Source organism: Pelorhabdus sp. sgz311001, assembly GCF_055901755.1.
This window is the reverse complement of record NZ_JBVXUT010000008.1, coordinates 116,336-129,186: the sequence shown is the minus strand read 5'-3', so window position 1 is coordinate 129,186 and position 12,851 is coordinate 116,336. Positions and strand designations below refer to the sequence as shown.

Sequence of the window (12,851 nt, the reverse complement as noted above, 5' to 3'; positions counted from 1 at the left end):
TCTCTCGTGTAATTCTTACTGTGATCGCGCTCTATGTAACAAAAGGATTCTACTCTCATCATAAACCGATAAAGTAGAATCCCCCTTTACGTACGAATTACTTCCTTAAATAGAGATTAGACGAAAAACCGAAAAAGTCCTCTATTTTCCGACATAATCTGCCGCTACTCGCTAGTTGCTAGTCAAGGCGAGCCTTTCCATTAAAAACGTCAGCGGCATTAAATTGAACAACGCTCGGCGCTTCATCAGGATTTAATATCCGAACATAAACTTCCGGCGAACCTTCTGGGGGAATTTTGACCGCCCATACGGCCATCGTTCTCGTTTTAGTCGGCGTACTGCCTACGCGGAAAATGCTATTATCAGGCCCCGCATTTTGGTCAGTACTAAAGGAGAGAAAATCGGAAAAATCATAAGGTTTTGCGGCAATGCTTAGTAACTGGCCAATTCGATCATAGCGAGCTTGACTGCTCTCGCCAATCGTACGATTCAAATTTACCATGTCGTCATAAACATAGTGATTCGTATGATAAATCGCCCCATTTTGTTTTACTTCAATCTGGTATTTTCCCTCTGGCCCAATCTCAACCGCAGCTACTTTATGCTGATCAGCGAGCATCAATATTTCCGGCCCCAGAAACAAGTCCGTTCTAGCCAAAGCCTCATCAACAGTACTGCACTCATTTAGCAGCTTTACAAGCAAACCGCTAGTATGGGGCATCGCTCTTCTTTCCACCGCAGGAATACTCCCCGCCGTAGCACTGACTATCACCAGGCCCTGTTCATTGATCCCCGCCTTAAAGCCAGGATATTTCCCTTCGGCATAAAGACCTAGATAGCGGTAACCGGTTTTAGGAACCGCTAATTTTATAATCTCATGCTGGTTAGGAATCCAATCACGATTTTTAACGAGCATAGTGCCGCCACCTGCAACAAGATTGCCGTTTGCTGACCATAAAGTACAAGCCTGCACTGGTAATGAAACAAGACATATAACGGCAACGAGCAAACCACTTAGCCAACCGCGCATTTTCTCATCTCCCTTAGCTCCTTCATAGCATTATCATAACCGATTCTTTCTAGGCCTGCCAAACAAAAAAAGAACGACTTTCGCCGTTCTTTTAGGACTTGCAATATTTATTTAAGAAGGAAACTTACTAGATCAAGCATGGTCGTGACTGTGATGATGACCATGTTCATGATGACCGTCACACTGGCAGACACTTTCGGTAGATTGTAACTCTCCCAAAAGATATTTTTTTACAACAGTCCGAGCATCGCCTGTTGCACCAGTCAGATACTCAATGCCTTTTTCGGTTAAAAGATCCATAGCACCTTGGCCCATACCGCCAGATATAACGACTTTGACAGCTAAGCTTTCGAGATAGGCTGCAACAGATTCATGACCGTGACCTTCATTCATAACCGTTTCTGCCGCAAGAATCGCCTCGCCTTCCGTGTCAAAAACCATGAAATTTTTACAATGGCCAAAATGGCCCGAAACACTTTCCCCTTCACAAGCAACAGCAATTTTCTTCATTAATTTCGCCTCCATTTTTTCTAATTTGGCAACAGCTTGTTCCAGCCAATTACCGCTAAATTGTTCGATTGCGCCTTGATCGCAAAGCTGCGCCACGGCCGGATCAATCGGCAATTTTCCGAGTACTTCTAACCCATACTGGGCGGCGGTTTCATCAACATGGCTTTCACCAAAAATCTTGTATTCCTTTTGATTATCAGGACATTTAAAATAGGACATATTTTCAACTAACCCTAAAATCGGAATATGCATCATTTCCGCCATCTTCACTGCTTTCGCCACAATCATTGACACAAGTTCTTGTGGTGATGTAACAACGATGATACCGTCGACAGGCAGCGATTGAAAAACCGTTAACGGAACATCACCTGTACCTGGCGGCATATCGACAAAGAGAAAATCCATATTCCCCCAGATCACATCCGTCCAAAACTGCGTTACCATATTGCCAATCATTGGGCCGCGCCACAGCACAGGATCTGTATCGTTCTCTAGCAGCAGATTTGCTGACATCATTTTAATGCCTTGACTACTTTTCAGCGGAAAAATCCCCAGCTCGCTGCCCATGGCTTTTTCCTGAATCCCAAACACCTTCGGAATGGACGGCCCGGTAATATCAGCATCTAAAATAGCCGTATGATAACCGCGCTGCTTCATGCGCACCGCTAAGAGAGAAGTGACCAAGGATTTACCGACGCCGCCTTTGCCGCTTACAATCCCAATCACTTTCTTTACATGATTTAACTCATGCGTTTTTGCCAGCAAACTTTGCTGCTCGCCGTCTCGTTCAGCGCAGGTTTCGCCGCAGCTGCTACAACTTTGACTACAATTTTCACTCATATTATTCGCCTCATTCTTTGTCGTTTTCTATTGGCAAATCAGCTGTGCTATTGCGGTGACAACGACCGCTGCAACAATGGCTTTGCCCATTGCAGAGTTGATATTCGCCGCCATTAATCATAAGAATTTTCCCATTTACCAGCGATTCGGCAATTTTTCTTCTGGCCTCATTATACATACTCTGCACCGTCGTACGCGCAATATTCATCCGACCGGCACATTCCTGCTGCGTTAAGTTTTCAAGATCAATGAGCCGAATTGTTTCATACTCATCGACAGTCATCGCAATCGTATGACCACAGCAAGACGGCTGATCCAATGGCCCGAATTTGCTATTCTTTGGTAAACAGCACACATTGCGCCACTTTCTAGGTCTAGCCATTTTCGTTCCCCTTTAATTATTGACATATGTCAATTACACCTATTATTATAGCCCGTTATCGGCATATGTCAATAACGGGCTATGCGGAAGCACTCTGCATTTACGAATGAGTTACATCGGTTGTTCCGGTTAATTCAATTGGCTTAATTTCAGGCACAATAAACCAAATGGCTGCTGCCGAGCAAAGAACGCCGAGACCGCCAACAAGCAGCGCCATTTGGAAGCTCCCAGTAAAAGTATAAATAAACCCGGTAATCGTTGGCGCTAACAGTCCGGCTATAGAGCTTACCGTATTAATAGCCCCCGATACAGTACCTCCCATATTTTTAGGCGCCACTTCCGCCAAAATAGTCCACATAATTCCAGCTGAAGCTGATTCGGCGGCGATATTAATGGTTAAAAGCACGACTGCCACTATGGGGCTTTCGATAAACCCGACAGCAAGAACCGCCGCTGAAATAAATTGAAACAAAACCAAACAGCGCTTTCTTGATTGTGTCACAGTCCAACCGCGTTGAATCAGTTTATCCGATAAGTAGCCCATTGCTGGTTGCGCGATAAAACCAGCAATCCAAGGAATCGATGCGTAAAACCCCATCTTGATAATCGAAAAGCCTCGCTCCATCACTAAATAAGCAGGCACCCAGGTGACAAACAGAATAAATAAATAATCTAAAAAGAATTTCGCAATCATTAAGCCAACAACACAACGATTCTGGAAAAGCTGCCGCCAAGGAATTTTCACTTTTGCCTTACCTTGTTCAGTCTGACTTGGATCTGTAGTTGGTTTATAGCCGTAATACCAGGCAATACACCATAACAAGCTGCCAATTCCAGTTACGATAAAAGCAACACGCCAATTCCATAAGCTCATTAAGGTCCCCATCAAAATAGGCACGATGGCCATTCCCAGCTTTGTTCCCGAAAGATAGGTTCCGGTTACTGTCGCTCGCTGCTGAATCGGAAAGTTTTCTGATACGACTTTGGCACTGACTATATTTCCTGCCGCTTCGCCGACCCCGACGCCAAGCCTTGCCAAAATCAAGCCTATATGACTATGAACCATACCAGTCACTGCCGAAGCAAGCGACCAAATCACAGCGGAAAAACCGAGAACCCGCTTAGCGCCATAGCGATCAGCAAGATGTCCAATAGGAAACATCACTAGAATATAGCTCCAATAAAAAGCCGATAAGGCAATTCCCATAAGTCCGGCATTAATCCCCAAATCCTTTATGATCATCGGCGCCGCGATACTGAGACTCCCACGATCAATCGCGTTTACAATCATACCTGTTGTAAGTAATAAGACAAGCTTCTTGTTGGCAATATTCAAAATATTCACCCCGCACTTTTTATAAAAAAGAAGGCTTACGCTGCACCGAAAGCCTTCTTTTAGTTAATGAAAGAACATGCTACTTAAAACCATATAAGCGCTCAGGATTATTCACCAAAATACGGTTGCGTACTTTTTCATCAGGAACCCAATCCGCTAATAAATTAAATAAAGTTGCATCATTGGGCTTATTATCAAGTTTACTTGTTGGATGAGGCCAATCGCTCCCCCACACCAATCGATGCGGCGCTATGGCTACATACGCTTTGGCCACATCGCTTCGATCACTATAGGTGGGCGCTCCTACTTTGGATAAAATATAAGCGCCAGATAATTTAATCCAACAATTTCCTGCCTTTAGTAAGTTTTCTAATACGGCAAAAGCCGGGTGTTCTGTTGCTGGAATATGGCCAAGATGATCAAAGACAAGCGGGCATTTTATGTCCTGCCACACTTCACGGTTGGCAAAAATCTGATCGGCTTTCGCCACAACTTGAATATGCCAGCCCAAAGCTTGTACACGATCCGCTAACACTTTCACCATGGCAAAACTCGTCGCTTCGCCAGGCACCGAGAAATTAAACCGCAGGCCACGCACGCCAGCCTCATGGAGCGCTTTTAGCTCGCCATCAGCTACCGACGTATTCACAACGGCAATGCCTCGCGTATTTTTTCCGCCGAATTCCTGCAGCGCATTGACTAAACAACGATTATCTACACCATAAGTGGAAGGCTGTATCACAACATTCCGTGTTGTTCCTAACCGTTTCTGCAACAGTCGATAGTCGGCAACGGTCGCATCAGGCGAACGTAACGTAGACTTAGGATCAGCGGGGAATCGACTGTCATAAATATGATGATGACAATCACAAGCGTTATAAGGGACTTTAAACTTCGGTGTATCTGTACCGGACGAAAAGGGAACCTGCTCAGAGGACTGTTCCTGCGCCCAGACAGTACTAGATAATTTTGAAAAAGAAAGACCGTAAAGACCAGCCAGAGCAACTCCGGTTTGTTTAAGAAACTTTCGTCGTGATAAATTGTTGCTATCCATGGTCATCCCTCCCTTATTGCGGCTTTATTATTAATGCATCGGCAAACTAGACTTTAACAACATCGGCTTCACTAAGCGGCTCGCCCTTACAAATCCTTACAATATTATCAACACACTTTTCCGCCATATTCCGGCTAATATCAATCGTGCTGCCACCCATGTGAGGGCTGGCAATCACATTTTCCAGAGTAAACAACTTATTTTCAGGCGAGGGTGGCTCTACTTCAAAACAATCCAAGCCAGCCCCTAAAAGCCGTTTACTTGCCAGAGCGGCATAAAGATCTTCTTCCTTTACAATGGCGCCGCGAGCCGTATTAACCAGAATGGCCGTAGGTTTCATCAGTGACAACGTCTCCTGACGAATCAAATGGCGTGTTGATTCAAGCAGCGGAACATGAAGGCTCACAATATCGGATGTCTTGAGTAATTCTTCCAGTTCCACATATTGCAGGCCTAGCTCATGTTCCTGCGCTTCACTGAGACGATATTGATCATAGTATTGAACGCGCGCTCCAAAGGCCTGTACTTTCACAGCTACTCGTTTACCAATATTGCCAATACCGACTAATCCCACAACCTTATTCGCAATCGTAAAAGATTCACTGGCAATGCCAGGTTGCTGCCAACCGCCCGAAACAACATTGTTATGCAATACAATGAGCTTGCGATATACAGCGAGCATCAACAAAACAGCCATTTCCGATACAGAATCAGCGTTCATTCCTGGTGTAATTGCCACTACAACATCGTTTTTCTTAGCAGTTTTTACATCGACTTTGTCGTAGCCGACGCCCCAACGCTGAATCAGCTTTAAATGAGGCATACTTTGAATGACCGTTTCGTCCATAGACAAAATCCGCAAAATAACATAATTCGCATCAGCTACCGAAGAAAGCTCTTCCTGTTTAGTAATTTCCTTAACGATAAAATTTGTCGGCAGTTTTGCTTTAATCAAATCTTTTATCGCTTCATCATAAGTACCAGCTAAAACAACAGTTTCCATACAGATCGCCTCATTCTACTAATTTTATAAATATCCTAAAAAAGAACGAATACTATCAAAGTTCATCTGATCTACCTGGGCTACAATTACCGCTTCAGGACTGCGATTCACACCGTTTCCTTCATGAGCATGATATGCAATAATATGAGCAATTTCATAAGAAATACCGTTGCGTAAGGCAATGGCCATCCCAGACAAGGGGTGACGCAAATATCTACCCTTTTCGGACTTTTCAAACTTCCCCTGACTTACTTCGGTCCATTCCAAGAGCTTGCCAATATCATGTAAAATCGCGCCAGCTAACAGAACATCATAATTTAAAACAAAATCTCCCTGCCCCTGATAAGCCGCGTTGTATTCCTTGCAGATCGAATCACACATCCGCGTAACGGCCCGCATATGACTTAAATAAGACACCGGACAATTGGGAAAGGATTTTGCAAATGGCATCCGCTGCAAATCAGCTACTGCCCAGCCGCCTTCTTGCAGTGCATCTAAGTGTGTATTGATCACAGCTTCACGTAATCCCTCAGCTTTAATCCAAAGAATTTCTGGAAACAAACGAAGCAATTCTTCTTTCATGATATCGCCATCCTACTTAGAAGATTTTAATAAATTAAGCCATACCTAGCCAATGCCAGTAAGTTAAAGCGCAAACTACATATAAAATCACGCCAACAAAGCATAGAATAAAGCCTGTTTTGGGGAAATCGGAAACGGAAACTTCCCCTGTGCCAAATACGAGGATATTAGAAAGCGTATTATAAAACATCAAAAAAGGGAACCCGCCAATTAACATGCCAGCAGGCAACGCCAATTCAACAACCGGCATTTTCGCTGTGATCGCCAGAGCAACGACGATCGGCATAAGCAAAACCGTTAATCCCGTTGTTCCCATAAATCCAATACGGGCAAACTGCACAATCAATAAAACGACAAGAAGAACGACTGGAACCGAGGCTCCGACTAAGCCCAGCGAATCAAACACTTTCATTGACAGCCATTTGGCACCGCCAGATTTCATTAAAAAATCCCCAACAGCCAAAGCGCCGCCGCTCAAAATCAAGATATGATAGGCTGAATCGCGGTTCGTATCTTTCCAATTAATCACGCCAAAACGCGGTAAAAATAATAAGCTTACACCAAGGAAACAAGCGACCGTCGTATCAAGCTTCGTAATGTCGCCAGTCGCCCATAAGGCTACCACAAAAACAAAAACAAAGAGTGTCCGCCATTCGGCCGCAGAAATGCTTCCCATAGCCGCAAGCTGTGATTTTATAAATTCTGTTCCGCCGGGAATCTCTTCGTGTTCCGGACGAAAGACTCTGCGCAAAAACCACCAAGTAAACGCTGTCATAAGAATAGCGGGCGGGAAACCATAAATCAACCAATCAAGATAAGAAACGAGTACGCCGCTAGCGCGGTAAATAAAGTCAATTGTCAGCGGGTTAGGCACTGTAGCCGTTAAAATCCCGGCCGACATCGTAGAGTTTGTAAAGGCCAGCGTTAACAGCAAACCGACAGCGAATGTCGACCTGCCTTTTTCCGGCAAACCATTTTCTTGGCGATATAATTTGATAATACTTAAGCAAATCGGCAGCAAAATAGCCGTTCGCGCCGTTGTTGACGGTACCATGAAGGCCAGAAATACATTGGCCAAAGTAACGCCGATTGTAATATTCCGAGTGGAGCAGCCAATTTTTGAAAGCAGCCAATAGGTAAATCTTTCGGCTAAACGCGTCTTTTCCATGGCCGCAGCCATCATCGTAGCACCAATCAATAAAAAAATAGGCGATGTAGCAAAGCTTTCTAAAACACCTTTGGTATTTGCTAGACCAAGAAAAACAGCTGCGGGAATCACCATAATGCTTACAATGACCAGTTCCACAGGCTCTGTTAAATACAAAATGACGAGAGCGGCAAGAAGTGCCAGTGCTCTTTGTCCGGCCACTGTTAAGCCTTCAGGAGTGGGCATTAGCAAAATTGCGATAAAAGCAACTACTGTCAAAGGCAATCCGATCCGCTTACGCCATAAATCGAGTGAAAAGTTATTGTCTTTTTGGCTTACCACGCTTTCTCCCCCTACGATCAAATAGATTATACCGCCATCAGCCGGAGCGTTAACTCCAACTAATCGCTGACAACTGAGTAACTATATAATCCGGTTACTATTTCGTTTCTTCCCAGGCTGCCGCGATTTTCTGCCAGCTATCAGGGGTTTTGCCACCGAATTTTTCTTTCATTTTAAAGGATGCCAGCCAGGAAAGTCGTTCATAGGCAGCTTTCGTCATGGTCGGCTCTACATCAATGCTTTCCAGCATAGTAATCACATCTTTTACTTCATGCGCCCTTCTTTCCGCATGAATGGCGCTGCCTGTTACTAGACGATTCAAAGTTTCTTCAAAAGAGCAGGCATTCATGGTTCCTGCTAAAGATTTAAGAACAAGCTGATCGACTTTCATTAAAGAAGCTGCTTCTAACACTTCAACTAATAAAGCTGGCAAACCCTTCATGAAAATACTGCGAATAAATTTAATCGCTGTAGCATCGCCAGGAACTTCACTGACTTTTTCTAGATCCATGCCAAAGGGAGTCATAAGCTTTAAGCATAAGTCGCAGCCGTTACCACTAATCAGCGTAGGTACTTTTTGTTTATATAGCGGCAGCGATCCCAACATAGCGCCATCAACAAAAGAAGCGCCCGTATCTTTAAGCAGCTCCCAAATCCCTTTCTTCGTAACAGGCGAAGAAGCCGAAACGTCAATATATAAAGTATCTTTCTTAACATAAGGAATTAAGTTCTGCGCTGTTTCCAAGGCTTTTGCACCTGGTACAGCTACAATCACAACGTCAGCTGCCGCAAAAACTTCTTGCGCTGAATTGGCCTTAGCAACGCCTGATTTTTGAATACGCTCATTGACTAACGGTCCATAAACTTCATTATCCTGCATTACGTCAAATACCGTAATATCTTCTAATCCTGCTGCTTTAAAACCTACCGACATTTCAAACCCAACTTCACCAAATCCGACAAATCCTAATTTCATGTCATAGCCTCCTAAAAGTTTTTTATATTAAATTAAAACTCTAAACTACGGTATACTACTTTGCCATCTAGAATAGTCGCCTGCGGCACAAAGCGTTTGCCGCACTTCAAAACTTCACCACTGATATCCTGAAGATGAAGTGGCATATCTTTCAGTTTAAAAATAGCAACATCAGCGCAAGCGCCTGGCGCCAGTGTCCCGATTTTTCCCTGCTGTCCCAAAAATTTCGCGGGAATTTCTGTACAAGCTCGAATCACTTCAACTAAAGACATTCGTAACGCCAAATACTTTGCTAAAATAACAGGCAAACCAAATACAGCCTGATCAAATAAACTGCCTTTCACCACATCGGTACTAAGAATGTCAGGCATAAATTTTTCAGCAAAGGCACCCTTAATAACCGAGAACAAATAGTGGCCGCGACCGTCAGCTGTATCAAAAACAACGCCACGATTACGCGCTGCCTGAATTCCTGGACGAATTTTATTGTTTTCGTCAAGAATATAGCTGTTCTTTCCCTGATACACATGAGTAAAGATATCACCTTGACGCAAAAGCCCCGCTAGCTCTTCAATGTCTCCCGGCGGGTTCGTAGTATGAACCGTAACCGGACAGCCAAGCTTTTCAGCTAGTTCAATCGTAGCCACCAGTGGTTTTAGTCCAAGTTCGCCAACAATCTCCTGACTTTGACGAATCTTCAGCCCAACTAAACGTCCGCGATACTGCTCCCAAATTCTGGCGACCGCTGCTAAGTTATAATGAGCGGGATTAGAATTTTCTAAATGAAAGGGCAGTGAAGTCAGTCCCGTCGGCGCCACATGCAGGTTTGAAAATATTTTCATAGTATTTGCCTGCACAACCTGCCGATGAAAAACATCATAATTAGCACAACCCGCGCTGCCCTGATCCACGACGCAAGTAACACCTTGCGGCAATAGTGAAGTATCCGCAGAAAATCCAATATTGGTTCCACCAGCAAATACATGGGCATGATAATCGATCAGACCAGGAAACACCAGGGAATCTGTGGCATCAAGCACCTTGTCAGCTTCAGCTATGACATCATTAGGAATATCAATGATCTTCCCATTCCGTATGAGTACATCGCCCTTCGCCTCCATATTGCGACTGGGGTCAACGATCAGTCCGCCGCGAATCAATAAGTCACCTTTAATAGCCATCTTCTTTCTCCCCCCTTATTTACTGTTTAGCTATTCGTTTCTGCCTTACTCAAATCCATGGCCTTCACATCAGGCACAATAAACAAAATGGAACAAGCGGCAATCACGAGTAAAACACCGCTAAAAATTAAGGCAAGTTGGAATGTTCCGGTAATTTGGACGATGATTCCAGTCAAAGTAGGCGCCAAGATCCCCGCCATAGCCCCTACGGTATTAATGCTGCCTGTCAAAGTTCCGGTCATCCCCGCAGGCGCTACTTCCGACGCCAAAGTGAACATCATACCGCCTACCGTAGAAGCGGCGGCAATATTAATCGCCAGAATGCCAATCGCAGCGATCGGATCATCGATAAACCCAACTAGCATAATCGACGAAGCTGCCAGCTGCGCGCCTACGAGCACGCCTTTTCTTGCCTTGGTAACACTCACGCCTCTTTTAATAAGCCAATCTGACAGATATCCAGTAATAGGCTGTGTAATAAATGCAACAACAAAGGGTAATGAGGCATAGAAGCCCATCTTAATAATCGAAAAACCTCGTTCCATTACGAGATAGGAGGGTACCCAGGTTAAAAACATATAGTACAGATAATCGCCACAGAACTTTGCGATAAACAGACCTAACGTGCAGCGATTCGTTAACATCTTTAGCCACGGAGTCGCTTCTTTAACCCGCTGTTTTTCTTGCGCAACAGCTGCTTTATCTTCTTTAAACCAAACATACCAAATCACACACCAAACTAAACTTCCCAGACCGCTGATAACAAAGGCCATTTCCCAATCATACTTCGCAATCAGAAAGCCCATAATAATTGGCGCTGCTGCATAGCCAAGTCGTGCGCCTGATTGATACCAGCCAATTACAGTGCCGCGTTCACTAGAGGAAAAGTTATCGGCAACAACCTTAGTCGTAACAGGAAATACTGCTGCTTCACCAATACCAACACCTAAGCGAGTTACGATAATGCCGATTACACTGCCAACAACACCAACAGCTGCCGCTGATAATGACCAAATCGCCACAGCCCAGCCTAGTACCATTTTGGAGCCGAATTTATCGGCCAATGAGCCTGCAGGCAAATTAAATATCGTATAAGTCCAAAAAAACGCTGATAAAATGACCCCCATAGCACTGGCATCTAGATGGAACTCCTTAATAATTACAGGAGCTGCAATACCAATCCCGCTGCGAGCGATACCCATAATAAACATAACGGAAAAAAGTAAAAAAACTAACTTAATGCGATAAGACGCTGAATGCATCCTTTCCCCCTCCTACTTTTTCTAATTCTTCGAAATACTTATGGGATTTTTGTAATAAATTTTTATTCCTATATTTTAAAAAAGAAATTTTTATTACATTTTTAAGTATACTTTGTTTTTTCTAAATTGTAAAGACAAATTAAAATAATGTATTAAGTTGTGTTTATTCTATTTTTTGTACAAATTATTAAACAAAAAAAGATTCTCGTAAAGCCATTAAGACTTTGCGAGAATCTTCTACTTCTCTTATTTAACAACAATCATTTTACTTACTCTAAAACATTAGAGCTTAAAACAGGCATCACTTCTTCAACAGCCTTCAACCTCACCTTTGCTTCTTGGGCTCGGCGAATCCCCATTTCCGTAATAAGAAACTCCGCTAAAAACATCACGCCAATGTGTGAAGTTTGAAAAGACAGGCTTTCGTAGGCACAAGGTAAAAAAACATCGGCAATCATCGTCAGCGGTGACGAATAACCATCGGTAATCGCGATAAGCTTAGCCTCTTTATGTTTCGCCGCTTTGCACACATCCAAAGTATGTTTCGCATACCGCGGCAAACTAATGGCAATCAACAAATCATTCGAATCTAAATTCGTTATTAAATTTTGCATTCGTACGGATTCCGGAATAAGTTGTTCACAAGTCAAACCTAGACGAATGAACCCGTTGCTTAAATAATTCGCCATGGGAAAACTTCCCCGCAGGCCAATCACATAAATTTGTTTGGCTGATTCAATAAGCCCCAGTACCTTATTAATAATGTCATCGGACAAAAACTCGATTGTTTTAGTAATATTATTCGTCTGCATTTCGGCACAGGCCATAAGCGCCTTATTGTCGCTCACTTTTTCAATATTAAGTTCTAACCGTTGCGATGGCGCTAAGCGGTTACGCAATAGTTCCTGCAGATCCTTTTGAAACTGCGTATAGCCTGTATAATTCAGTGAATAAGTCAATCGCATAATCGTAGCTACACTGACTTTCGTTAATCCTGCCAGTTGCTCTACTGTTAAAAAAGCAACCTCGGTAGGATTTTTCAGGATATAATCAGCCACTTTTCGTTGTGCCGCAGTAAAGGTATCCATTTGTTCTTCCACCATTTGAAGCACCGTTCTATTCAACGCAAATTGCCCCCGTTCGTCCATAACTATCTGTCCATATTATACGCATTACCAGGGACTTTGTAAAATCAAAAAAGGACTG

General features: G+C 43.6%; 12 protein-coding genes. All 12 read right to left on the bottom strand.

Going from position 1 to position 12,851, the window contains the following annotated elements; genetic code table 11:
* Positions 1-178: 178 nt before the first annotated feature.
* The 12 genes from AC0MXB_RS17660 to AC0MXB_RS17605 all read right to left on the bottom strand — a co-directional run bounded on the left by AC0MXB_RS17660 (position 179) and on the right by AC0MXB_RS17605 (position 12,769).
* Positions 179-1,030, bottom strand: coding sequence for a C45 family autoproteolytic acyltransferase/hydolase (locus AC0MXB_RS17660; RefSeq protein WP_474041043.1), 852 nt, complete (start codon positions 1,028-1,030; stop codon positions 179-181).
* 132 nt (positions 1,031-1,162) lie between these two features.
* Positions 1,163-2,380 carry a P-loop NTPase gene (locus AC0MXB_RS17655; RefSeq protein ID WP_474041042.1) on the bottom strand — a complete coding sequence of 406 codons (1,218 nt, stop codon included), beginning with the start codon at positions 2,378-2,380 and terminating at the stop codon, positions 1,163-1,165.
* A 10-nt stretch (positions 2,381-2,390) separates the two neighbouring features.
* Complete coding sequence (locus tag AC0MXB_RS17650) at positions 2,391-2,762, bottom strand: DUF134 domain-containing protein (protein WP_474041041.1); 372 nt, start codon at positions 2,760-2,762, stop codon at positions 2,391-2,393.
* Between the two features lie 100 nt (positions 2,763-2,862).
* Positions 2,863-4,098 carry an MFS transporter gene (locus AC0MXB_RS17645; RefSeq protein ID WP_474041040.1) on the bottom strand — a complete coding sequence of 412 codons (1,236 nt, stop codon included), beginning with the start codon at positions 4,096-4,098 and terminating at the stop codon, positions 2,863-2,865.
* Between the two features lie 79 nt (positions 4,099-4,177).
* Positions 4,178-5,152: an amidohydrolase family protein gene (locus AC0MXB_RS17640; RefSeq protein WP_474041039.1), complete on the bottom strand. Its 975-nt coding sequence runs from the start codon at positions 5,150-5,152 to the stop codon at positions 4,178-4,180.
* 46 nt (positions 5,153-5,198) lie between these two features.
* Complete coding sequence (locus AC0MXB_RS17635; RefSeq protein WP_474041038.1) at positions 5,199-6,155, bottom strand: 2-hydroxyacid dehydrogenase; 957 nt, start codon at positions 6,153-6,155, stop codon at positions 5,199-5,201.
* Positions 6,156-6,179: 24 nt separating this feature from the next.
* Positions 6,180-6,737 (bottom strand): HD domain-containing protein, encoded by a 558-nt coding sequence (locus AC0MXB_RS17630; protein ID WP_474041037.1) that lies wholly within the window; start codon positions 6,735-6,737, stop codon positions 6,180-6,182.
* A 34-nt stretch (positions 6,738-6,771) separates the two neighbouring features.
* Entirely contained in the window at positions 6,772-8,226 is a 1,455-nt protein-coding gene (locus tag AC0MXB_RS17625; protein ID WP_474041036.1) for an SLC13 family permease, read from the bottom strand.
* Between the two features lie 97 nt (positions 8,227-8,323).
* Positions 8,324-9,202 (bottom strand): NAD(P)-binding domain-containing protein, encoded by an 879-nt coding sequence (locus AC0MXB_RS17620; RefSeq protein ID WP_474041035.1) that lies wholly within the window; start codon positions 9,200-9,202, stop codon positions 8,324-8,326.
* Positions 9,203-9,234: 32 nt separating this feature from the next.
* Positions 9,235-10,383 carry an amidohydrolase family protein gene (locus tag AC0MXB_RS17615; RefSeq protein WP_474041034.1) on the bottom strand — a complete coding sequence of 383 codons (1,149 nt, stop codon included), beginning with the start codon at positions 10,381-10,383 and terminating at the stop codon, positions 9,235-9,237.
* Positions 10,384-10,409: 26 nt separating this feature from the next.
* Positions 10,410-11,645, bottom strand: coding sequence for an MFS transporter (locus AC0MXB_RS17610; RefSeq protein WP_474041033.1), 1,236 nt, complete (start codon positions 11,643-11,645; stop codon positions 10,410-10,412).
* Positions 11,646-11,914: 269 nt separating this feature from the next.
* Entirely contained in the window at positions 11,915-12,769 is an 855-nt protein-coding gene (locus AC0MXB_RS17605; RefSeq protein ID WP_474041032.1) for a MurR/RpiR family transcriptional regulator, read from the bottom strand.
* Positions 12,770-12,851 lie beyond the last annotated feature (82 nt).

Bases quoted from the DNA above. Each gene is read 5' to 3' on its own strand.
- AC0MXB_RS17615 (WP_474041034.1), bottom strand. From the start codon at position 10,383: ATGGCTATTAAAGGTGACTTATTGATTCGCGGCGGACTGATCGTTGAC.
- AC0MXB_RS17650 (WP_474041041.1), bottom strand. From the start codon at position 2,762: ATGGCTAGACCTAGAAAGTGGCGCAATGTGTGCTGTTTACCAAAGAAT.
- AC0MXB_RS17635 (WP_474041038.1), bottom strand. From the start codon at position 6,155: ATGGAAACTGTTGTTTTAGCTGGTACTTATGATGAAGCGATAAAAGAT.
- AC0MXB_RS17630 (WP_474041037.1), bottom strand. From the start codon at position 6,737: ATGAAAGAAGAATTGCTTCGTTTGTTTCCAGAAATTCTTTGGATTAAA.
- AC0MXB_RS17655 (WP_474041042.1), bottom strand. From the start codon at position 2,380: ATGAGTGAAAATTGTAGTCAAAGTTGTAGCAGCTGCGGCGAAACCTGC.
- AC0MXB_RS17660 (WP_474041043.1), bottom strand. From the start codon at position 1,030: ATGCGCGGTTGGCTAAGTGGTTTGCTCGTTGCCGTTATATGTCTTGTT.
- AC0MXB_RS17640 (WP_474041039.1), bottom strand. From the start codon at position 5,152: ATGGATAGCAACAATTTATCACGACGAAAGTTTCTTAAACAAACCGGA.
- AC0MXB_RS17620 (WP_474041035.1), bottom strand. From the start codon at position 9,202: ATGAAATTAGGATTTGTCGGATTTGGTGAAGTTGGGTTTGAAATGTCG.
- AC0MXB_RS17610 (WP_474041033.1), bottom strand. From the start codon at position 11,645: ATGCATTCAGCGTCTTATCGCATTAAGTTAGTTTTTTTACTTTTTTCC.